The sequence below is a fragment of the Methylobacter arcticus genome (assembly GCF_050917435.1).
Classification (GTDB): domain Bacteria; phylum Pseudomonadota; class Gammaproteobacteria; order Methylococcales; family Methylomonadaceae; genus Methylobacter_A; species Methylobacter_A titanis.
In genome coordinates, this window is record NZ_CP159583.1 from 219,202 (window position 1) to 242,055 (window position 22,854).

Annotated in this window: 21 protein-coding genes; 6 read left to right on the forward strand and 15 right to left on the reverse strand. The window is 51.2% G+C overall.

Annotated elements, in window-relative coordinates; translation table 11 throughout:
* Positions 1-20: 20 nt before the first annotated feature.
* Positions 21-773: an NAD-dependent epimerase/dehydratase family protein gene (locus ABXJ76_RS01030; RefSeq protein WP_432743283.1), complete on the forward strand. Its 753-nt coding sequence runs from the start codon at positions 21-23 to the stop codon at positions 771-773.
* 32 nt (positions 774-805) lie between these two features.
* On the opposite strand, the gene ABXJ76_RS01035 is transcribed toward ABXJ76_RS01030, so the two are convergent.
* From ABXJ76_RS01035 to ABXJ76_RS01085, 11 genes are all read right to left on the reverse strand, one after another.
* Positions 806-3,634, reverse strand: coding sequence for a glycosyltransferase family 2 protein (locus ABXJ76_RS01035; RefSeq protein WP_432743284.1), 2,829 nt, complete (start codon positions 3,632-3,634; stop codon positions 806-808).
* Between the two features lie 223 nt (positions 3,635-3,857).
* Positions 3,858-4,649 (reverse strand): PIG-L deacetylase family protein, encoded by a 792-nt coding sequence (locus ABXJ76_RS01040; RefSeq protein WP_432743286.1) that lies wholly within the window; start codon positions 4,647-4,649, stop codon positions 3,858-3,860.
* Positions 4,630-5,796, reverse strand: coding sequence for a glycosyltransferase family 4 protein (locus ABXJ76_RS01045; protein ID WP_432743287.1), 1,167 nt, complete (start codon positions 5,794-5,796; stop codon positions 4,630-4,632). The genes ABXJ76_RS01040 and ABXJ76_RS01045 overlap by 20 nt, the downstream gene beginning before the upstream one ends.
* A gap of 143 nt (positions 5,797-5,939) precedes the next feature.
* Entirely contained in the window at positions 5,940-6,995 is a 1,056-nt protein-coding gene (locus tag ABXJ76_RS01050; protein WP_432743289.1) for an IS701 family transposase, read from the reverse strand.
* Positions 6,983-8,059, reverse strand: a complete 1,077-nt coding sequence (locus ABXJ76_RS01055) for an acyltransferase family protein (RefSeq protein ID WP_432743291.1) — start codon at positions 8,057-8,059, stop codon at positions 6,983-6,985. The genes ABXJ76_RS01050 and ABXJ76_RS01055 overlap by 13 nt, the downstream gene beginning before the upstream one ends.
* Before the next feature lie 111 nt (positions 8,060-8,170).
* A complete protein-coding gene (locus ABXJ76_RS01060) occupies positions 8,171-9,154 on the reverse strand; it encodes a GNAT family N-acetyltransferase (RefSeq protein WP_432743293.1) in 984 nt (327 codons plus the stop codon).
* 15 nt (positions 9,155-9,169) lie between these two features.
* The gene (locus tag ABXJ76_RS01065; protein WP_432743294.1) at positions 9,170-11,356 is read right to left on the reverse strand and encodes an FkbM family methyltransferase; all 2,187 of its coding nucleotides are present in this window, start codon (positions 11,354-11,356) and stop codon (positions 9,170-9,172) included.
* Position 11,357: 1 nt separating this feature from the next.
* Complete coding sequence (locus ABXJ76_RS01070) at positions 11,358-11,894, reverse strand: hypothetical protein (RefSeq protein ID WP_432743295.1); 537 nt, start codon at positions 11,892-11,894, stop codon at positions 11,358-11,360.
* The gene (locus tag ABXJ76_RS01075; protein ID WP_432743297.1) at positions 11,891-12,190 is read right to left on the reverse strand and encodes a nucleotidyltransferase domain-containing protein; all 300 of its coding nucleotides are present in this window, start codon (positions 12,188-12,190) and stop codon (positions 11,891-11,893) included. Before ABXJ76_RS01075 ends, ABXJ76_RS01070 begins: the two co-directional genes overlap by 4 nt.
* A 79-nt stretch (positions 12,191-12,269) precedes the next feature.
* Positions 12,270-13,016 (reverse strand): ABC transporter permease, encoded by a 747-nt coding sequence (locus ABXJ76_RS01080; protein ID WP_432743299.1) that lies wholly within the window; start codon positions 13,014-13,016, stop codon positions 12,270-12,272.
* 330 nt (positions 13,017-13,346) lie between these two features.
* Positions 13,347-14,036, reverse strand: coding sequence for a Crp/Fnr family transcriptional regulator (locus ABXJ76_RS01085; protein ID WP_432743301.1), 690 nt, complete (start codon positions 14,034-14,036; stop codon positions 13,347-13,349).
* A 522-nt stretch (positions 14,037-14,558) separates the two neighbouring features.
* On the opposite strand from ABXJ76_RS01085, the gene ABXJ76_RS01090 reads away from it, so the two are divergent.
* The 3 genes from ABXJ76_RS01090 to ABXJ76_RS01100 are packed head-to-tail and all read left to right on the forward strand — an operon-like array spanning position 14,559 to position 19,110.
* Positions 14,559-15,953 carry a FecR family protein gene (locus ABXJ76_RS01090; RefSeq protein ID WP_432743303.1) on the forward strand — a complete coding sequence of 465 codons (1,395 nt, stop codon included), beginning with the start codon at positions 14,559-14,561 and terminating at the stop codon, positions 15,951-15,953.
* Positions 15,950-17,899, forward strand: coding sequence for a CHASE2 domain-containing protein (locus ABXJ76_RS01095; protein ID WP_432743304.1), 1,950 nt, complete (start codon positions 15,950-15,952; stop codon positions 17,897-17,899). The genes ABXJ76_RS01090 and ABXJ76_RS01095 overlap by 4 nt, the downstream gene beginning before the upstream one ends.
* Positions 17,836-19,110 (forward strand): hypothetical protein, encoded by a 1,275-nt coding sequence (locus ABXJ76_RS01100; RefSeq protein ID WP_432743306.1) that lies wholly within the window; start codon positions 17,836-17,838, stop codon positions 19,108-19,110. The genes ABXJ76_RS01095 and ABXJ76_RS01100 overlap by 64 nt, the downstream gene beginning before the upstream one ends.
* A 311-nt stretch (positions 19,111-19,421) precedes the next feature.
* On the opposite strand, the gene ABXJ76_RS01105 is transcribed toward ABXJ76_RS01100, so the two are convergent.
* From ABXJ76_RS01105 to ABXJ76_RS01120, 4 genes are all read right to left on the reverse strand, one after another.
* Positions 19,422-19,700, reverse strand: coding sequence for a type II toxin-antitoxin system RelE/ParE family toxin (locus ABXJ76_RS01105; RefSeq protein ID WP_432743308.1), 279 nt, complete (start codon positions 19,698-19,700; stop codon positions 19,422-19,424).
* Positions 19,700-19,930, reverse strand: a complete 231-nt coding sequence (locus tag ABXJ76_RS01110; protein ID WP_432743310.1) for a ParD-like family protein — start codon at positions 19,928-19,930, stop codon at positions 19,700-19,702. The genes ABXJ76_RS01105 and ABXJ76_RS01110 overlap by 1 nt, the downstream gene beginning before the upstream one ends.
* A gap of 498 nt (positions 19,931-20,428) precedes the next feature.
* On the reverse strand, positions 20,429-20,830 hold the full coding sequence (locus tag ABXJ76_RS01115; protein WP_432743312.1) for a hypothetical protein: 402 nt from the start codon (positions 20,828-20,830) through the stop codon (positions 20,429-20,431).
* A gap of 283 nt (positions 20,831-21,113) precedes the next feature.
* Complete coding sequence (locus ABXJ76_RS01120; protein ID WP_432743314.1) at positions 21,114-21,536, reverse strand: hypothetical protein; 423 nt, start codon at positions 21,534-21,536, stop codon at positions 21,114-21,116.
* A 262-nt stretch (positions 21,537-21,798) separates the two neighbouring features.
* Here ABXJ76_RS01120 and ABXJ76_RS01125 point away from each other — a divergent pair, with 262 nt between their 5' ends.
* Positions 21,799-22,149 (forward strand): type II toxin-antitoxin system Phd/YefM family antitoxin, encoded by a 351-nt coding sequence (locus tag ABXJ76_RS01125; protein ID WP_432743315.1) that lies wholly within the window; start codon positions 21,799-21,801, stop codon positions 22,147-22,149.
* On the forward strand, positions 22,146-22,727 hold the full coding sequence (locus tag ABXJ76_RS01130; RefSeq protein ID WP_432743317.1) for a hypothetical protein: 582 nt from the start codon (positions 22,146-22,148) through the stop codon (positions 22,725-22,727). Before ABXJ76_RS01125 ends, ABXJ76_RS01130 begins: the two co-directional genes overlap by 4 nt.
* Positions 22,728-22,854 lie beyond the last annotated feature (127 nt).

Here is a 22,854-nt window from a genome sequence, read left to right on the forward strand (position 1 = left end):
CTCTGAATGAACCGCTAGCCATGCGACGTCGCCGTCAAACGGCAGCCGCCAAATCACGGCTTCTCCCGCTTGCGGGTGAGGGGAGTATTTCGTTTTGGGTTTGTGTTGCGCCTATTTGGGTATTGCCGGATTATTTTGACCTGCTTGATGCGCAGGGCGTGCGGCGTGTGGTGGTACTGTCTTCTACCAGCCGTTTCACCAAGAAGGATTCCACCGACGCTGAAGAACAAGCCATCGCTCTCCGGCTTGCTGATGCCGAAGCGCGGGTGCGGGAGTGGGCGGAAAGCCGTGGAGTGGAATGGGTCATTTTGCGGCCTACGCTGATTTATGGTTTGGGGCGGGACAAAAATATCACCGAGATTGCGCGCTTCATCCGTCGTTTTGGGTTTTTTCCTGTGTTTGGCAAAGCCAACGGCCTGCGCCAGCCCATCCATGCAGCCGATGTCGCGGATGCATGTCTGGCCGCTTTGCAGGCATCTTGCGCGGCGAACCGCGCCTACAACATTTCCGGCGGCGAGACGCTCGCTTATCGCAACATGGTCGCCCGAGTGTTTTCTGCCCTCGGCCGCCGTCCGCGCTTGCTGACTGTCCCGCTCTGGGCTTTTCGCCTGGCGGCGGCTATGCTGCGCCGCCTGCCGCGTTATCGGCAATGGTCGACAGCCATGGCGGAGCGAATGAACCAGGATTTGGTGTTCGATCACGATGAGGCGGCGCGAGACTTGAGTTTTAAGCCCAGGGCGTTCGTGCTGTTGGCGGAGGATTTGCCGACATAATACCCATACCGATCACATTACCGTGGTCCGTGCTACTCGTGTTTGCTTGTCGCATCCTGGGTTAATAAGTCAATAAGTTCTTTTCGCGATAAATTGTTAAGTCTATTCTCTCTCCAGACGTATTCATCTTTAATAATCAAGCCATTTTCTTGGTAAAAACTTTTCAGGCTAGTCAGCATTTTTATGGGGTCATAGCGATCATTAACATAAAGCTCTTTCATGTCTATGTTTTTACGATAAACCAGGTGTTCATGCCAAACCCATGAGCCTGGGCTATTAACAAGGCGCTTGCCGGCTCTTTTCAATGCCATTGATACACCGGCATCTTCAAATACATTGGGATAACCTTCATGTAAAAACAGTGCAGGGTTTACCGTGAACAATGTAGCGCCAATCGGACACCAGTCGCATTCCCTAAACTGAGCGCTTTCCAAATCATAAACACTCTTGCCTTTGTCATAGAGATCCAGGAGTACTAATTGATCATCAAGATATTTAATTTCTCCCCCGCTAAACTGCAAGCTCTCGTCAGGAAAAATCACCTTACAGCAAACTGCGCCAATATTCTGATCGGATGAAGCTCTAACCAATAATTCCTCTAACCAACCAGGCTCAGCAAGCTCATCATTATCAAAGATAATAAACCAATCTCCAGAAGCATAGCGCAATGCCTCTCTCCGGCCAGCGGCAGGGCCTAGATTGGTATCGTTATAAATGACCTTTACATGATCAAAATGACCATCAATATGTAATTTAATAAAATCTACCGTCTCGGCAACGGAACCATTATCAAACAAGATAATTTCATGAGGAATATTGACGGTTTTTTTCAAGCTGAGTAATGCTTCCAGGGTTTGGTCTTTTTTACCGTATGACAACATGATAAAGGAAACGAAATGTGTAAACTTCCCCTTTTTTATGTCCTGGCGCATCCTCGCTTCTGTTTGAATCAGCTGTGTATTGGCAAGCTGTTTGTCATTCATTGATACCGTCGTTTGTTTATTATGCAAGCGATGGCAATACAACTTGTCTGGAATGTGGACAAAAGCTTGCGTTGGATAGTGAAAGGCAATGCGCATAAGCATGTCGTAGTCTTGTGCGGAATCAAAACGCGTATCAAATAATCCAACTTTGGCAAATGCATCCCGATGAATTATTTTAAGATGCGTTGCAAACATCCTCTCGAGATTCTCCAAGAAATAATCCTGCCTTGGCAAATGTTCGAATGAAATCCGGTTAATTTCGACCCCATCCTCATCAATATTAATGCGCCCGGTATGTAAATAAACCGTATCACTTTGCCAGGCATTCAACGCCGCTTCGATTGCGTTATCGGCCAAGTAGTCATCGCAATCCAACAAGGCGATCAGGTCGCCGGTCGACGCAATTAATAACCGGTTTTGCGTAGCGGATATGCCCGCATTTTTATCCGCATATAATAGGTTGAGTTTTGGTCTGCCGCGATATTGATCGAGGATTTCTCTTACTTCAGGATCTGTTGATGCATCGTCACAAAGCACCACCTCTACATTGTCGTACGTTTGTCTTAAAGCGCTATCAATACATTCCCGCAAATGAGTGGCATGATTATAGACCGGAATAATAATGCTGACTTTTAGCTGTTTAGGCTCTTTTAATCGTGATTTATTTTGCACGCGTGGAATAAATAATGCTTTTAAACGATGCTTTACAGTGAAAGGAATAAGCCTGATTAACGGCTGTAAATATTTATTTTGATAAGCCTTAATCAGTGTCAGCCAAACAACTTGCCGCAATGTAGCTATTTTGACAGCGTTTTCCGTCATTACCCGTCGTAAAGCCCTTAAAGGTTTAGTTAGCCGCCACGACAAAGAATTTACTATTAATTCATTAAGCTGTTTGCTCTGCTCCAATTCCCGATTAACAGCCGATAATTGAAGCGTCAGCTGTTGCTTATCCTGATCCAAACCCAGGCGCAGTGACTCTGTCGTTTCCAGAAGCTTACTAACAACCGATAATTGAAGCGTCAGCTGTTGCTTATCCTGATCCAAACCCAGGCGCAGTGACTCTGTCGATTCCAAAAGCTTATTAAGCAACCTTGCGTGCGCAATAACCTCAATAATCTCGGCGGTTGACCATTTATGCCGCCATTTTTCTATAAGCGTATTTAATGCAGTCATGGCACGCGATTCGTTTGAAAACACGCCTTCGCCGGATGAGCCGCTCACTATCCTATAATTTGCAGTGACTTGCTCATTCCAGATAAAATTTCCGTGCGCTTGCAGCTGCAACCAAAAATCCCAGTCCTCGAATAAATCAAGCGCTTCATCAAAACGGCAAGCTACAGAATTATCAATGGCGCTTCGACGAAAAAGCAGCGCATGAACAGGGATATAGTTTTCCAGTTTTAGCGTGACTGGGTTATAGGGCTGATTAAACAGTTTAATTAAATCACCGGTTTTTTGATCGATACATCTGACGCTGGAATAGGCGGCAACACAATCAGCATGCAACGGATTTTCAAGTAATTCGAGCAGCTGTTGGATATGTGCCGGTTCCAACCAGTCATCGTCATCCAAAAAGGCGATATAGGTGCCGGTAGCCTGGTTAAGCCCGGCATTAGCCGCTTTTGACCTGCCCAGGTTTTCAGGAAATTGCAGCGGAATAATAGCGATATCGCCCGTATTAAATGGGCCAACTATTTCGCTAATATCATCGCCACCATCATTCACAACAATGATTTCAATTTTAGGGTAAGTTTGTTTGGCAATAGACTGTACCGCTTCCGCTAATAATATTGGGCGGTTTTTAGTGCGAACAATTAAGCTAACAAGGGGTAATTTTTCGACCTTATTCATGGAGAAATCGTTATTTTTTTGCATATTTGTAGATTAGTAGTTTCAATCCACACCCGACCTCATCCATCGAGTGACACCGCCAATGGATAGAGATTGGTGGATTGTTTCTCCCCGTGAATGAGGAGGTTGCCAAAAAGGATAACGATGCGGGTGCCTCGTTGTCAATCTCAAATAATCTCCCGGAAGCAGGAGGTTTCAGGTCGGCAAGGAAATTTGATGAATTGGATAAAACGCTAGATCGAAAAAATCAGTGTTTTAGCCGTTTTTCAAGGTAGACGCGTAAAGACAGCATTCTTTCCGGCATGCCGCTCCAACTTCCATTATTTTCGGCCTCGACAAAGGCCTCGGCAAATTTGGAGTGCCCGTTTCCAGACAGATAAAGCCCCCGATAGGCAGACAACCCCATGCTGGCAGAAAGATAATCGCAATGTGCGAGAGGCAGCCGATAATGGCTGATAGCCTGCCGTTTAAGGTCGATAACGCTGCTGATGTCAACGACATGAGTGGCGGGAACCGGGCTCCATATCTCGTAGAAAAACAGCCGTTCAGCGGTTTTGTAACGTTGCCAGAGGCTGAAAAGCGTTTGCCCTATGGCAACATGATCGCGGTGATAGTCGAGTACCGACGGCAAAAATAGCCAGTCAGCTTGAAATTGTTGCATGATCTCAAGCGCTTGTCGTTCAAACTTGGGATGATTGCGAAAACTGCCGTCCGGCTCACCCAGAAACAGCCAGTCCTGCACGCCTAAGGCAGTCAAGGCGGCTTTGGCTTCTTGTTGGCGAATGGCTATCGAACCTTCCGGCAAACTGCCGGCCCCGCCGCCATCGGTGACAAAAATCACTTTTATGGTGCAGCCATTGTCTCGAAGTAGTGCCAGGGTGCCGCCGCAGCCCAGGGTTTCATCATCAGGGTGAGGCGAAAAAACCAGCACCTTGCCACCCTTGACCAGTGTTAAGGGCTTGGGCAAAGGACAGGGCTGCAACTTAGCTATTTTGCTTTGCCACCTGGCATGGATAAATTTATTGATAAATTTTTTCATAGTGATCGGCGATGGTTTTGATGTCAGGCCACGATTGGGCTCTTTGCAGACCGCGTTCTGCAATCGCTAGTCTGGCGTCGTTGTCGGTCATTAAGTGCTGGAGAGCGCTAGTAACGGCCTCAAGATTGGCGGCCACCAGTACGCCGCCGGTATCGACAATTTCCGGTACGGCACCGACCGCAGTACAGAGTGCCGCAACACCGGCGGTCATGGCTTCCAAATTAGCAAGACCGAACGACTCTGATGCCGAAGTGCTGACGTATAAATCCGCCGCACTTAAATACAAGCCGATGTTATCGGTGCTTGCAAATTGTATGGGCCGCTTTAGTTTCAGTCGTTTGCCAAGATCTTGCAGCGGCTCATATTCGCCCTCGCCCAAAATAACTAACTGAACAGGCTTAGCGCTGGCGGCTTTTGCGCAGGCCTCAACCAGTAGCGGAAACTGTTTAACGGGGGCAATTCGACCCACGCTAAGTAGGTAGAAATATTCATCGGTCCAGTTAAGTTGTTGGCGAGCCTCTTGTTTTTGATAGCAATTGATGTCGGGCCTGGCATGGTAAATAACATGCCAGGTGTCGGGTATCGATGGGCAGCCGAGATCCTTAGCCAGTTGCAAAGCAGCGCTATGGCTCGGCGTTACAACCCAGGCCGACTGACTTAAGGTATGAGCCTCCCAGCGAGTCAATAAGGACAAAATACGCGGCCCCATGCGCACGCCATCAGCATAGATAGCTTGGCTGTAGCTGCCGAATCCGTGTTCGGTTATTCCCCAGCGGACTTGAGCGGACAGTGAAAGTAACGAAAAAAGGCGATAGCCCGCGGCTATGATGGGGTCATGGCAATGAACATGCGTGTAATGATTTTTTGAGCACACTTTAGCCGCCAGTCTGCCCATGTTAAAACGCTCTAACACCACTGAGAACAGCGTGGCAAAATCGGTTTGGCCGTTTAGCCTGTCCAATAGCCGATGCGATAGTTGTTGTAGTTTGCCTTGCCATAACAATGCCCGTACGCCCAAATCGGCTTGGCAAATAACGTCTGCGTCAATGCCCCTGCGCTTAAATTCGGCAATTAACGGAGTTAGGCTTCGCCCCAGTCCGTAGCGTTTATCCGCCTGTGTCTCGCGGGTGACCATCAAAATTTTCATTCAATCTTTTGGCTTACTGCCGTTTGAGCAGGATTAAGCAGGTCTTGATCTATAAGTTGGGTCTTACGCCAAAACGAAGCTTTGCAGGGAAGTTCTACCCATTTATACGACAACGAGGCGATGGGGAGGGTTAATAACTGATGTTACGCAGCCAGTAATTTTTGCAACTCTTCATAAGCTATCTGGTTCGCTTTGATAAACAGCTTAGTTCTTAGCGCAAAATGATTGGCCTTGTGTTTTATCTTCAGACATTCCAGCTTGAACACCGCATAGATCGACATGAAGACATGGTTGTTCTGGGTAGTGACCGTACGGGTTGGTGACTTTGCCAACCCCGCATTGGATTTTAATGACTTGTGGAACTCCTCAACTTTCCACCGTTTTTGGTAGATCGTGGCGGCTTGTTCGCCATTGCACGCTAAATCACTGCACACCAGATTCAATAGGCCGATGCTGCCGTCTTTGTTTGTAAAGACCCGACGGACGAAAAGCACCTCATGAGGAAAACCTTTCATCCAACCGCGCACCGCCTGCTGATCCGCCAATTCCAGCTGACTGATCCGTACAAAACGGCCTTCTTTCTTGTCGTCTTCTGTTAAAGCCACCAAGCGGTTATCCTTTAGGGCGCTGATGAAGTGCTTGTCTTTTTTCAGGATGAACTCAAAGTTTTCCTTGCTGGCAAACCAACTGTCCGTCAACACATAGCGGAACTTGATGGCATTCGCCACACTGGTCGCTATCATCTCCCGCATCAGCTCATTTTTGGTGAACTCACTGGCCCGCTTGACCTTGCGGGTCTTCACATCACTGAACTGGTAAGGCTTGCGCACCACTTCAAAGGCGACGGGAATTGAAACTTCCCCACTATAGTATAGGGCGTTCAGCAAATTGATTCCTTTGACCGAACGCCCTTTGCAGTGATCAAAGTGCCAGCACATGATTTCGTTCTCATCCGTCCAGGCCTTCTCCTGAATGGTATCGTCAAATATCAGGCAACCATCTTCCTGTTCTATCTGGCGTACTGTCGCTTTAACTTGCCCCCACAGGTCTTTGGAGGTAAATGCTTTCGATGCCAGAAAACGCGTCATCTGGTCATGGCTTATATCCCCTTCCATCATTGCCGACAATCCGGTCGCCGTCGCAAACCCGTTATTGCAGATCAGGTAGTCTGTGTATAATTCTAGTTTTATTTTTTCCATCCCGAAATAATACGCTTTTTGAAGGGTGGGTGCGTAACATCAGTTAATAAACTGGTGATACTAAATAGTACCCACTGAAATAGTACTGGGTGGGCTAATAGAGTTTCTGAATCCATCAAGCGGAACATTTCAGTCGTCACAATATATAGCACAGGAAAATGCCACAGGTAAAAACTGTATGACACTTTACCAAGGAAACGGACTTCCCTGCGATCTAACCCAGGAATTCTTAGCCGGTTTGGAAAGGCGTTAAGCGCAGCAAGCATTATTAGGGCAAAGGCAGACTCTAAAATCCAACCCCAGGGCGTCGTTTCCGGCAGAATCAGATGACCCGCGCAGCAACCCAACCCGCTAATAATCGCGATTTTACCGGTCATGTTTGGCAATCGCAGATAAAGCCACCGACTAACATCAGTCACATACAGGCCAGTCAAGAACATGTACAAAAACCCTGTGCGGGCATTCACATAAAGTGGCGTTGTAACGAAATAGAGCAGCCATGCGCCAAGGAGAAAAAGTGAGGCGACAGGGTAGCGGGATTTGATGGCATATAAAAATGGAAAGGCCATGGCGCCTAAAATCTCGACTTGTAGCGTCCATGTGACTGGATTTATATAGTTTTCAATGAGCAGGATGTTTTTGTAAAATAGTGTCCAATTGACGCCATGTTGCCAATATTCATAATAGGCGCTACTGGCTGCCGGGAATTTAGCCGGTGTATTATAAACCCAAGCCAATAATGCGGCGCAGACGCCTAAACATACCAGCATCGTTGGATAAATTCTCAGCACCCGCCGCAACATAAATAGGGGCCAATAACGGACGGGGTGAATGTTGATTGCCATCATTGATAAGCCAAGCACATGTCCGCTAAGAACGAAAAAAATGGTTACGCCTGCACCACCATTGCCCGGCACGTTAGACGCTTGCTTAAGCCATTGATCGATAGGCGTTGTCAACAGCACCGCTCCCATCGAATGAGAAAGGGCAACCATAAGTGCTGCAAGGCCTCGGATAGCCTCCAATCTGGGTGAAAATTGATGAGTTAATATGATTTGATTCATGTCTATGGATAATTCTCAGGCTTTCCGATTCCTGCGCTGTTAAGCGCATTCCTGTGTTGGTCATTCCAACGGGAACCCTACCGAGGTTAACGGTAGGCAGATACCGCTTAGTTAGCGAAAGTCGGTATCCCCACCCATCAGCCACCAGCGGTTTAGCAACGCACTCGCAGGGAGTCCTGGCGTCCAACGATTATGCGGAATAACGATGTCGGTCGGGGCGATCTCGCCTGTCTCGCCGGCAAATAGCTGAGCGTGTTGTGCAGTGATCCAAGCATAAGCCTGCGGCTTGCCCAGGTTCCAGGTCAGGCGACGCAGGCAATGCACCAGCGTAGCCACACGTTGTGGCGGGGCGATGATGTCCAGCAGTTCTACTGCGTCGTCCAGAATGCGGGTCACGACGATACCAATCGGCGATCCTGTTAGTCGAGACGATACCAGATAAAGCGGGTAATCCACGGTGGGATGATCCAGATAACGCTGTTGCAGATAGGCCCAGTCACGCACGCCGACAACCTGATCCTGCAAGGCATCGGCCATTTCAAGCCATAACCGGTCGACTGTCGCGCCTTGGTTCCGGCTTAGGGGGCGCATGCGAACGCTGTAGCTTGGCCGGGTTTGGAGGGCAGGCCAGGAAACGCGCATCAATTCGCCAACCTGCTCGTAAAGATCCAGGCGTGTACCTAGGCGGTAATGCCTTTCCGATGGGAAACCGAAGGCCAAGGGGAATGCTTTGCCGTGTCCGACAAATCGCTCTAAAAAGCTTGTAGCCACCAAGAAAAGAGGGCCTTTACGTGTCAGGATGCCGCGCTCCTTAGGATGCACCATTACATCGCCGATCTGTGCCGCTGTTGCCGGGGAGCCAAACAGGTGAATAGCGCGTGGTCTCGCGCCATAAAAAGCGATTGCACGATCATCGCGACGTACCAGTGCGCCCAGTGTATCAAGACCCCGGTATTTCCAGCGCCAGAGTTCGAGTGGCATCCGATAGCCGAAAGACGCTTGAAATAAGTTTAGCAGTTCGGCTTCGTTTTCATGGTGCGCCCATTGCTTTACCCATGTCTGCTGCTCAATCGCTATTTTCTTAGAAAGTGACATGATTATCTTTATCGGTTAGGTCTTAAAATTAAACACAATGCCGCTATCAGTCAGGGCCTGCAATGATTGGGGTCTTACCAAGAGCAGATTTTCAAGAATCGGGCGGGGATAGCCGCAGGCTGCTGCCGCCTTAATCGCTGCGTCGGTAATGGCGTCATTATTACGTGTTTTTAATGTTGAGGTGAGCCCCGTGAAATCGAGGTTATCGAGACAATTCAGCTCACGTTTCAGATCGTCATGTACCACCGGCGACCAGGATGTCCCGTTATGCGCGATAGCGATAAAGCCAAAAGACTCCATCCACTTCAGCCATTGCAACGGCTGTACGCCCGCTTCCATCATCGACAGCGGCGAGAATTCGCATAAAATCTTTAGGTTCGGGCTATGCGTCAGCGTCTCGCTTAGACCGCGCAAGGCAAACGCTTCATAGCCTTCAATGTCGATCTTGATGACATCGAGGGGGGCTAGAGCCAAGTCATCGCCGCGACACACCACGACTTCCCTGAAAGATCCATCGCAGCAAATAGAGTCGTAGAGGCGGTGCATGCCAACATTGTCTTTACTGTGAAACAGTTTGGCGGTACCCGATGACTCGCTAAGGGCCGGTGTATGCAAGTGAACACGGCCTTGTTGCTGAAAATCCCGAGTATTGGCGTCCAGTAGTGCGAAATTATCCGGGTCAGGTTCAACGGCATGGACAATGCCGGACGCGCCAACCCAATCGGCAAACAGGACGGTGTAATAACCCATGTTGGCGCCGATATCCAACACCTTGTCTCCCGGTTTTATGAGTTCTCGTAACAATGCGGTCTCAAGGGGTTCAAACATGCCGGATTTGGCGAGTTGCAAACTGTCGGCCCGGTCAACCCAGAAAGGGCGGCCGGTAAATAACTTGAGCAATTGCCAGTTGGCGTCTTTCGGTGCCGAAGTAGGGGGCAATGCCATGCTGTGTCCGACTGACGTATGCCAGTGATGTACTAAATTCACCAAGCCGGGTTCCGGTAGAGGGTCTTCGATCTGCAGCGTGGCTGCGATTTGTACGCTGTCGTAAATATGCACGGCATCCTCGTTGCCCAGATAAGCGGCTACAAGATATTCCCCTTTGCGCAGCGGTAAAGCAGGGAAGTCGATAGTCACTTCGCCTCTGCCGTGTTGGTCCCGTTCGATCGGCACGTTTTCTGAGCGGCTCACTACGCAGGCTACCGTCATCAGCGTGCCGTAACTGATGGTTACGCCGACAGTCGGTGCAGGCAGTTGAGGATCGGATTCGAATTGCAAGCGGATGGACAGATCGTTTTCGTCAGGACGCCCCCGGAGCACAGATCCAATCTCACCATCCAGGCTGACTTCGACATGGCAGAGACGGGCGTAGCCCTCAGGTGCGGAAATGGCTGGCGGAGTTGTCGTTGACGGCGCGGCAGACTCGGTTTTTGCCCCGCCGAGCAGCGAGATGCTGTAGCCCTGCACGGTCTCTTGCGGATTGCCGAATAGCTTGATATCGCCATGATCCAACCACAACACCCGGTCGCAGAAGGCTTCCACCTGATACAGGGAATGCGAACAGAACAGAATAGTCTTGCCCGCTTTTTTCAGGTCGCGGATGCGGTCGAATGATTTTCGGGCAAACTCGCCATCGCCTACCGACAAGGCTTCGTCAATGACCAGAATATCGGGATCGACATTAATCGCTACCGAAAACGCCAGGCGCACGTACATGCCGCTGGAGTAAGTTTTGACCGGTTGGTCGATGAAATCGCGGATGCCGGAAAAATCGACGATATCTTCATAGCGCGCCTCAATCTCCTTTGAACTCAGCCCCATAATCGCGGCGCTCATGAACACATTTTCGCGGCCACTGAATTCAGGGTTAAAACCGGCGCCCAGTTCCAGTAATGCGGCCACGCGGCCTTTAACCGCAACCTCGCCGGAGGTCGGCGTCAAGGTGCCGCAGACCAATTGCAATAGCGTCGACTTTCCCGAACCGTTGCGGCCGATAATGCCCAGTACCTCGCCGGGCATCACCTCAAAACTGACGTCCCGCAATGCCCAGAATTCACGAAAATACTGCCGCCTGCCGCGCCATAAAAACTGCTTTAAACGGTCGTGGGGTTGGTTGTAAAGCTGATAACACTTGCCCAGATTTTTGACGCTGATAGCGGCATTGGGCAATGCTGCCTCTTGCGGTAATTCAATTGGCTTCATATTATCGGTTTTTAAGCTGCCCCGGCAGGGTCAATTCTTCAGGTAGGCTTTCCTGTTTATGTCCCATTCGTGTCATCGCATCTTGACGCAAACGATTGTAGGTTTCCATTAGCATCAAGCTGTATTCTTGCGCCAGTGCCAAGTCCTCGATAAATCTTGTAGGGTCGGTCATGTATTCATGCACTAGGCGGTTACGAAGATTGCGCGCTTCAAGCCATCGTTCCGTGCTGGTGAGTACGCCTAGTCGTTCGGCGCGATTCAGTGTTTCGATTTGACTGCCGGGTACTTCCGCGAGCGCAAGCAGCCAGCGCGGAAATAATTTGTCGGCCATCGTATCTTGCATTCTGCCAAACCGGGAGACGAAGGCTTCCAGTTGCTCGGCACAGGCAGGTTTTTGTTCCAGGCCGATTACCCACTCGACATCAATTGTTTGGTTGGACAGCTTGGTCCAACTATAAGATAGATGCTTGCCTTCTTTTGCGACTATCTCCAGCGTATGCAGAAAGCGCGTTATCGGTAATGCCAAGGTTGAACTCATAATCTTATTCCAGTCATGGAGGCTTGGTCGTGTATTGATTGTCTGGGTGTCGAAGGGTCAAGCACCAGCACATCAATAGGCTGATCGCCGATGCGTAATTGAAGCCTAGCCGTAAGCTGTAGGGTTTTGCGTTCAATTTCCGCCGTGATCGATGGCAGCTCAACGAGCAGATCAATATCGCCGCCATGGGCATAATCATCTATTCTTGATCCGAAAAGCCTTACATTAGCCTCAAGGCCAAAAACTTCTCGAACAGTATCTCGGATAATGTGTCGTGTTTGTTCGGAGAGTCTCATCGTTTAGTTATTCACTGAGCGCAGGTCGTATTGTGTCATGTTTCTCAAAAAGCCTCTTCCAGTTGTTCTGGCCGACATATTAAAGGACATCGGCAAACCCCTTTCTGGTTTTTTCAAACCAGAGCCGCCCAAGCCAGGCGATAAAGAGCGACGTTATGCTGTAAATGGCCAGATAGCTCCAATTCGGGTGCTGCCCCCAGAGCAAAATATTGCGGACTTGTTCGACAATTAAAGTGAGCGGATTCAGCAGCAGGTAGCGGCTTACCGTTTCCGGCAACGCGCTCAACGGGTAAAAGATAGGGCTCATAAACATCAGCACGGTGAGCGCCATGCCGATAATTTGCCCGACATCACGGATAAAGACCCCGATCGATGCCAGCAGCCACGACAAGCCCATAATCAGCAACAAAAACGGCAGCAGCAGCACCGGCAGATACAGCATGGTCCAGGAAAAATCATGGCCCAGTACGGCCAAAAAAATAAACAATACGCCCAGGCTGATGCCGGCATGAAACAGGGCCGAGCCTAGCGCTACCCAAGGGAGAATTTCAAGAGGGAAAACAACCTTCTTGACATAATTGACATTAGCCAGAATCAGCCCCGGCGCCCGTGCAATACATTCGGAAAACAGGTTAAACACAATCAGCCCGGTAAATAGCACCAGCGCAAACTCGTACTTGTCGGTATTGTCTTGCCCCCATCGGGCCTTGAACACAAAACCGAACACGAACGTGTAAATCGTCAGCATCAGCACCGGATTAACGAACGACCACAGCAATCCCAGGAATGAGCCGCGATAACGGCCGATAATTTCGCGTCTGACCATTTGCAGGATCAGGGGATAATTTTTCTGCAAGCTGAGAAATATGTCTAAAAAGGGGGATTTTGTCAGGTTCAAAGTGAAATCAGCGGGGAATTTGCAAAGACTAAAAAATTTATTATCGCAAATAAAAACCCTCGGCGCGACAATTGTTTATCCTGGTGCCGCGTAAAATCCCGCCCTTCAGGCAAGCTAGCGACACAACTTATTCGCTCTCCCGCGCCGTCGCAGTTAGACTGAAAAGACAGTGACGACTGAACATTGTGGGCGCGAATTTATTCGCGCAGTGACAGTCAAATGCGCGAATAAATTCGCGCCCACCTACGCCAGGCCGGATTATTTATCCTGTTCGCCGCTGGCGATATGATTCAAGTAATGAATATTTTTGATCTGCAAGGCGCTGCCGTCGCGCACAATAACGCCATTTGTCTGCAGTTTTTGAAAGACGCGGGTGACGGTTTCCCGGGTGACGTTGATCATGATCGCAATCTCCTGATGGGTTGGCGCGAGGGTAATGACTTGTTCGCCGGAGGGCGTCTTTATGGTTAACTGAATCAGCTGCGCACAGACGCGTTGCAGCGGCGAGGACATCGTTAGCAGGGTTCGTTGTACCAGCGCTTCGCGCAAGCGTCGAGCCAGCCGGGTATTGATAATGGCGGCGACCTGCGGAACCTCGTTAATAAGCTGCACAATGATGTTGGCGGGTACCGTAACAAAACGCGACGGTGCCAACGAGATCACAAATTCGTGCGTAGGCAACTGATCAACAACGGCAAGTTCGCCAAAAAAATCGTTCGGCTCGACAAAATAAAGTCCTGCTTCGCGGCCGTCGAGCGTCATATCAACCCCCTGCAGCCGTCCATCCATCAGCAGTCCAAGCGAGTGAGCGTGTTGATTCTTCTCCATGACAATCTTGCGCCGGGGCACCTCCACCAGTTGAGCATACTGACTGAGCGTACTAATAATTTCAACGGGAACCGGCTTAAAAAGATCAAACTGCTTAAGCAGCAGCGGGTCAACCGACATAATGGGCTAAATCTTTTTTCAAAAACAAGGGATGCCTTTATATTAGGATGAAGAGCTTTAGAGGGGAACTAGAATCTGATAGGTGGCGTTTATTATAGGGCACTCACCGCCTGATCGCCATCATTTTGGGGAATTGAAAAATTCTAGCTTAAGCCTATGCTCGCTTTCGCGCCAGCGTGTCAGCACCCTTAAGTTGACGCATGGACAGGGTTGTGGGGGCGACTAAAGCCGCCCCCACGGCTACCCACTTAAACCGGGACAAGCCGGATAACAGGCTTTGCCTGTTCGCAAGCAGAGCTTGCACTCCGCAGGGCATAGGCTATTCACACTGCCCCGGCTTAAGCATCGCTATCTGCACAAGTTAACTTATGTAGATACTTATGCTCAAGTGAGTAGCCGCCCCCACATTAGCCATTATTTTATCCGGATAAGCTATAGCCAATTGTGATTTCAGGCACAGCGTAAAAATTGACATAAGCCGATAATAGCCAAAATAGAAAAGCTGTTCCAATGAGAAACCAGATGAATGAATCAATAGAGGCGTATGGCTCCACAACGTTTCGTGCCGGTAAAAAGCGATGGCGTGGCCTAGTCGCGGCCGTATTGCTGGCGTTGATCGCGATTCCCCTCAGTGCCAACGAACCCAGCAAGCCGGACGAGGTGGGTCGCGTCACCCTGGTCATTGGCCAAGCGTCGGCCGATAACCGCAAAGGCGAACGGCGTCCGCTAAAACGAGGCGACCCCGTCTACGTTGACGAAACCATCGAAACCGCCGCAGGCGGGCATGTGCATTTACGCTTTGTCGATGAGGGCACCGTCAGTCTGCGGCCCAATAGCCGCCTAAGCATCGAGCTTTATCACTACGACAAAGTGCAACCCAAAAACAGCGCGATCCGCTTCAACCTCGAAGCCGGTGTTGTCCGCAGTATTTCCGGAAAGGCCACCGAAGCCGCGCATGACCGCTTTCGGCTCAACACCCCGATTACCGCGATTGGCGTTTTGGGCACCGATTTTGTGGTGCGCGCCGATCTCGAAAAAACCTGGGCAGGCGTTTATTCAGGCGCTATTGCCATCGCTCCACTGAGTGCGCAGTGCGCCGTCAATGGTCTGGGCGCTTGCGGGGGCGCAACGCACTTATCCGAAGCCATGGGCGGCGTCATGATTGAATTCAGCGGCCGCCGGGAAAAAGAGAAAATTGTGCCGCTGGATTCGGCGATCCTGTCGAAGGCGAGTCATACCGGCAGCGAGCAGCCCGATCAGCCTGCCGTTACGCCGGGGCGGATCACCGTTGCCGAAATGAAAGCCGCCGACATTGCCAACCGTTTAGAGGTCGTCCCGCAGCCGACTCCGCCCATCCAGCCAGATCCGCTCATCCCCCCGGTTCCGCCCATCCCGCCGGTTCTGCCGCCATCGCCCTTTGCCTGGGCGCGCTGGGGCGGCCAATTGCCTGTGGATACCCTGAGTCAGCCCTATGCCGAGGCGCGAACAGGACGGGATGTCATCATCGGCAACAAATATTTCGCGCTGTTCCGTGCGCCATCAGCGTTGACCGGGTTAGAGCCTCGGGCAGGCGCGTACGATTTCAACTTGGCGCGCGATCAGGTTCATTTTGTCGGCAATGGCTCGTCGTGGCAGACCCAGGACAGTCCGTTCGCCAAACTGGACGCGGCGACACTGCGGGTCGATTTTGCCCAGCGCGAGTTTTCTACCCACCTGGAAATGAGTCATCCGCAAGCAGGCGCGGCGGTTCTCGATCTGTCCGGGCCGGTTCAGGATAACGGCATTTTTGCGGCGCAGGATGCGGCCGGCAAAGTGGCCGGTGCGCTGTCAACCGATGGCGCCCATGCCGGCATGCTTTTCGAGCGCGAGGTTCCGGCAGGCACCTTTCATGGCATCACCGATTGGACCAAAAAATGATAACGACCGAGTCGCTGCTCAAAAACCGTCTAACGCCGTTGTTGCTGGCCTCAACCTTAACCCTGATGGCCGGCGTGTTTTGGGCGGAGCCCTTTGCCCGTATTGAAGCCGCTGTCGGCGATCACCTGTGGCAGCTGATCGGCGCTTCCGCCAACCGGGAGCGCCGCGTCGTCGTCATCGATATCGACGAAGCCAGCATTGCCCGTTACGGCGCCTGGCCGTGGCCCCGCGAGCGTACCGCAGACTTGTTCAGAAGCCTGACAGAGCAGGGCGTTGCCCAGCGCATTGTCGACATTGCTTTTCCCGAGTCAGCATCGGGAGACGACCGGCTGGCAACAGAACTACTGAAAACCCCGACGGTGCTGGCGCAGGTATTAGCCATGAATGCCGCCGAGCCGGTGAATAGAGGCCAGCTGCAAGCAGGCATGCCCGGCGGGTTATGTCCGGGGCAATTCCCGGAGGCTAACGCTGCGATAGGCAATGCGCCCGCCCTTCTGGCGGCAAGCGCCGGTCATATCACGCCCCGGATCTCGGCCGATGGCGTCATTCGGCAGTTACCGGCCATCATCTGTTACCGGAACAAAGCCTATGCCGCGTTGGCGCTGGCCGCGATTGCCGCAGGCGCAGGCGTAGCGCCCGAGTTTAGCGTTGTTGCCGGCACCGAATGGCTGGGCCCGGAGGCCACATTGCGCCATCCGGGCTTGCCGGGTTTTGCCGTGCCGATTAACCGCCGGGGCGACATCCTGTTGCCCTGGTGGATGTCCAGAGAGGCCATCATCGCCTTTTCCGCAAAGGATGTGATGGCAGGCAACGTGCCTGCAGGGTACCTGCAAGGCGCTTGGGCGCTACTCGGTGCGACCGCTTTCAGCATCGGCGATACCGTGCCGACGCCGCAGGCGGCAGCGGCAAGCGGCGTCGAAGTGCACGCGCAACTGATCGCCGCACTGCTCGATGGCCGGATACCTTTTCAGCCCCGTGGCGCAATAGGGCTGCAGGCCGCTTGGATAGCGCTGTCGGCGCTGCTGCTGCTCGGCGCCAGCCGTTTTCGACGCGGCGTGTTACGGGTTTATGCGCCGGTATTAACCGGGCTGCTGCTGCTGGGCGCAACCGCCGCCCTGCATGCGGGACTGCTCTGGGCCGCCAGTCTGTGGCTGCCGTGGATGGCAGCGGTGTTTTTTATCCTGTCATTGCTGACGTTTATCACCACGCAAGGCTATCTCAGCAGTCGCGCCGAAGGCGTCTTGCTTTACCGCAACCTGTCCAGCTATCTGCCAGAACACGTAGCCCGGCAGATAGCGGGACAAGAACCCGGCAGCACCCTCAATGCCCATCACGAGCACGTCATTGTGCTTTATGCCGATTTAAGAAACTTCTCGGCCTGGTGCGAGCAGTTACCGGCGGAACAGGCCGGGGCGCTGTTGCATAACTTCTACACCTTTGCCGGTAAAATCATCGAGCAGCAAGGCGGCGTGGTGGAAGAATACGTCGGCGATGCGGTGATGGGCGTGTGGCGTAGCGATGACAGCGATCTGCGGCCGCTCACTGCCGCCAAAAGCATGGTGCTGACCGCAGAGCAGCTGTTTGGCGCCGAAACCGGAATCAACGCCCTGCCGCCGTTGGCGATAGGCATCGGCATCGAACAGGGCAAAGTCCTGGTGGGATCGTTTGGCCCCGCGCGGCGCCGAACCTACACCCTGCTGGGCAAGACCGTGACCACCGCGATACGCTTGCAGGCCATGACCGGCGAACTGGCGCAAGCCATCATTTGCGGCGAAAATATCGCCGGAATCTGGCAACACCGGGCGGCACTGGTGTCGCTGGGCAAGTTTCTGTTACCGGACCGGCGGCAGCCGACAGAACTGTTCGTGCCGGCAATGCGCCATTGCCCAGTAGAGTCGCCGCTAGCCAATCCGCTACCCACGGAGTTGATGGTAGACGACGAGTGAAGCTGAGCTGGAAAATCTTGGCGCTGGCGCTGGCCTGCAGCGTTGCCCCGGTCGCGGCGGCAACCGCTTGCGACCCGGCCTGCAGCCAAAAAGTCGATGAACGGGTGCGCCAAGCCGCCGCACTCAATGCCAGAATGCGCTACACCGAAGCCGCCGATCTGCTGGAACGGGTGTTGATGCAATATCCCGATGTCAGTGCGGCCGCCGAGCAATACCATCGCGCCCTGGCCGGGATAGACAGCCAGAGCCTGACTCAGCCGCAGCAGCAGCCGAGCCAACCGGAAGAAGTGCCGCCGCAACTCTGGCAAATCAATAGCGGCCTGCAAATGCGCGGCGGCTACAGCAGCAACCTTAATCAGGCGCCTAGCCAGTCAAGCATCCAGTTAACCTTGCCCTCCGGGCCGGTCACCGTTGAATTGCAGCCGCAATTTCGCCAACAGGCGGGTTTCGGGGTCGAAACCCAGCTGAGCGCAAACGCGGTGCGAAGCGTCGCCGACAACCGGCAATGGCAAGTGAGAGGCGAGCTTTTTAACCGGGAAACCGGCTACAGCGGTTACGCCGACTATCAGGGCGCCAACCTGCTGACCTCGCTGATACAACAGGGCGACGGCGGTTCCGAGACCGGAGCCGCGCTGGGCTTCAGTGCGTTGCGTTACGGCGGCGACGTTTACCTGTATACCGTGCAGATGATGTTGCGTCACGCCGGCAAGCAAGGTCGCTATTGCAAGCCGCAGACCGGGATAGATCTGTTGTGGCAAAGACAGCATGGCAACCCGCTGCTGGACAGTCGCTATACCGGGCTGATGGCCGGGGTGCAGTGCAATACCCAGCTGGGTTTATATAATGCCGCGATCAGCGCCGGATGGGATTGGGCCAGCAGCCAGCGGCCGGGCGGCGATCAACAGCGGTTCAAGCTGGAAGTGGCCGGCATCTGGCTGACCGACGTGCTCCTCTGGGGCAGCTTTGTCAAAGCCCGCGCCGACATCCTGCAAAGCAACGACCTGCAAGCCTACAGTCCCTGGCTGAGTCAGGGTGCCGACAGAGACATACGCCGCCTAAGTGCGGGGCTGGATTACGACTGGCCGTTGACGCTGATCGCCGCCAACTGGCGCGCCGTGGCCAGCGTTCAATGGCAGCAGCAGCACAGCAACATCAGCCTGTTTGAAACCGAAGCCCTGGAAGGCTGGCTGGGCGTGAGAGTCGCCTGGTAACGGGTGTTCTTGGCATTGCGCGGGCGCGAATTTATTCGCGCAGTGGCGGCTAAATGCGCGAATAAATTCGCGCCCGCATGCCTCGTTCCCAAGCTGGAGCTTGGGAACGAGATATGGCGCAATAAAGGGTAGGGGCGATCCGGCGGTCGCCCATCGTGTAACGCTATAGTTCAGACTCTGTGTTGCCTATGGTTTTGCTGTATTAACCTGCCAAGCAGAGCTTGAGGGTAGGCGTTCCCAAGCGGGAGCTTGGGAACGAGATAATTGTAGGGGCGATCCGGCGGTCGCCCAATAAAGCCCACGCGTGTAAACTATCGCGTCAAATCCCGGTAGAAGTTCTCATGTGAACCCAGCAACAGCAACAGGCGCGTGCCAGGATCGCACTCGTAGGCCAACAAGGTCAGTTGGCCATTGGATTTGAATTTGTGCACAAACACACCCGCAAGATCCCCCTTTTTTGCCTCCCCGATGGTCGGGTCTCGCACAATGTCGGTCACGGCATCATCCACATCGGCCTTCTGCTTCGGATGCAAGCGCTTATAAGCCCGGCTGAACAGCGCGCTTTGCAGAACCTGGACGGCCTCATCCATCAGTTGCGCTTGCCTTCAGCTACAAAGGGCGTAGCAAGCGTCGGCCCTTCTGCACGGGCAATCAGCAAATCGCGCACGAAATCAATAGGAAGATCTGGATTGTCTAATGCAGTCCGTCCAATCAACGCCCAAAATTCAATTTGCCCGGCAATCGTGCGCCGCTCTGCGTGTGCTTGCGCTCGAGCTTGATCGTAGAGTGCGTTATCTATCCGTACGGGTATTCCCATCATCTCACCTCAAACCGGTTTGCTACAAAAGTAGCTCAATATTACGGCAGCCGGGCTTGAATGACAAGTATTCTTGTCGCGCCCAGAGGTTTTCGCGTGGGCACAAAAGCGGTGCCCACCCTACGCACTGTCTTAACCTGCCAAGCAGAGCTTGAGGGTAGGCATTCCCAAGCGGGAGCTTGGGAACGAGATAGGTCGCGATAAAGGGTAGGGGCGATCCGGCACGACTGCATGGACAGATATTTGCTCCTGCAATATCTGCATTCACCACATCCCTGTGGATTATGCAGGAGGTAGAGCAACGCAGGAGCAGTTGCCGAGGTCGCCCATCGTGTAACGCTATAATTCAGACTCTGTGTTGCCGGTGGTGTTACTGTCTTAAGCTGCCAAGCAGAGCTTGAGGGTAGGCATTCCCAAGCGGGAGCTTGGGAACGAGACAATTAATCGTGATCTGACCCCTTTATTTCTTATTTCCATTATGGGTGACCCCATGTTTTTCCTTTACTGCGCCAGACGTAGCACCGCAACAATTAAACCGCCGATCGCCAGTAATGTGCCGAAACTCCAGCGCATCAACAATTTTATTTCATGATGCAGCCCCATAATCTCCTGATGCTGCTGTTCAAACCTTTTGTCCACCTGGTCAAGACGCTTCTCCACCTGCTCAAAGCGCTTGTCTATCTGCTCAAAGCGCTTGTCTATTTGCTCAAAGCGCTTGTCCATCTGCTTGAAGCCTTCAACCATCAGCTCCCGCTGATGTTTCAACTCTTCTTCCACGCGGATAGTTCTTTCCCGCAAATCCAGCTCATAACGCACATTTGCGTTTAACGTTTCAGGTGTTTCGGATAACACTTTTTTGATCAGCCACTGAATTTGATCAATATCTTCTTGTGCCAAAGCCATTTTTATCGTCCTTTTCTGCCTGCTTCATAAACATTTTTGAACTATAACATGGTTTATTTTACCCCTTTTTTATTTTCGCTTAAATATCATCTGATTTAACATAAAATCATTTATGGGTAACGAGGAAAAATAGGAGATGAATATGTCAATATGTTTATTTTTTAAGGGGTCTGACCCCTTTATTGTGTATTTAAGGGGTCTGACCCCTTTATTGACCCCTTTATTTTTTATTTTTATTTTGACCCCTTTATTTTCTCATTATGGGTGACCCCATGTTTTTCCTTTACTGTGCCAGACGTAGCACCGCAACAATTAAACCGCCGATCGCCAGTAATGTGCCGAAACTCCAGCGCATCAACAATTTTATTTCATGATGTAGCCCCATAATCTCCTGATGCTGCTGTTCAAACCTTTTGTCCACCTGGTCAAGACGCTTCTCCACCTGCTCAAAGCGCTTGTCTATCTGCTCAAAGCGCTTGTCTATTTGCTCAAAGCGCTTGTCTATTTGCTCAAAGCGCTTGTCCATCTGCTTGAAGCCTTCAACCATCAGCTCCCGCTGATGTTTCAACTCTTCTTCCACGCGGATAGTTCTTTCCCGCAAATCCAGCTCATAACGCACATTTGCGTTTAACGTTTCAGGTGTTTCGGATAACACTTTTTTGATCAGCCACTGAATTTGATCAATATCTTCTTGTGCCAAAGCCATTTTTATCGTCCTTTTCTGCCTGCTTCATAAACATTTTTGAACTATAACATGGTTTATTTTACAGCTTTTTTATTTTCGCTTAAATATCATCTGATTTAACATAAAATCATTTATGGGTAACGAGGAAAAATAGGAGATGAATATGTCAATATGTTTATTTTTTATAAGGGGTCTGACCCCTTTATTTTTGACCCCTTTATTGTAGTTTTTGCCTGAAATAATGTTATAGTTAAAATAGCTAATTTAGCCATACGAGGTTCACATGAAAACAATATCGGCAACTGATGCAAAAAATAAATTTGGTTATCTAATGGGAATGGTTAGCGCCGGCCCCATCGCGATCACCAAAAATGGGAAAATAACGGCTTACTTAACGCCTGCTCAAGTCGAAGAAGATCATCCGTTGAGTGTTGAGCAGTTAGATGAGGTATTAAATTCATACTCTTTAGGACATATTTCACGGCGCAATGTTGTCGATGCAACAGGTCTGTGGTTCAGCGATATTCTTGAAGCATTAGGTCGTCGAGGTTTGCGGCTACCCAAAGTAGACACACGAGCTCACTACAATGAGAAACAATTGAATTTATTTAACACTATTTTTGGTGAAAAATGAAAATAACGTTAATTGTAACGGATGCCAGTCCACTGATAACGCTGGCAGTAGCTGACGCCCTTGATACCTTACTCCTGCTTGAAATTAAAGTCATTATTCCTGATATGGTTAATTTCGAAGTGACACGACATAGGAATAAGCCGGGATCTAAAGAGATTCAGGAATGGATTATCTCACACCAATTTAAACAAGTTTTCGTGGGTAACACGGAAGTTTATAGTGAATTCACAATACTTCATGCGTTAAATCCATCCACAAGATCAAACAATCGCGGGGAACAGGCAGCCGCCGAAATTTTAAAAAAGGAACTTGAAAATGGCATAGATGCCGCGATCTTTTTGTTCGAGGATAGTGATATTAAAAAAGCCGGTTTTTTAGTCAGACTTCCGGATAATGTGCTTGTTATGTCAACATCGGCATTTCTGGATGGATTGCAACATATCAATCTTATTGCTAGTGCTGACAAAATATTGCAAAAAGCGGTAAGTATAAGGGGAAATGAAGTTGCTAATAGATCGATCTTACCTATGCCTGGAGTCGAAGATAGGGAAGACTCGTGGTCCTCTACTTTTGTCTAGTTAAAAATCACAGTATCTTTAATAGGTTACCAGGCAATCATTGCCTACAGTTGAGTCTGTTTTATGAAGCAGACAAAATGCCCGTGCTTGTGAGCAAAATCACATCGACCTGGCGCGATTATGCGGT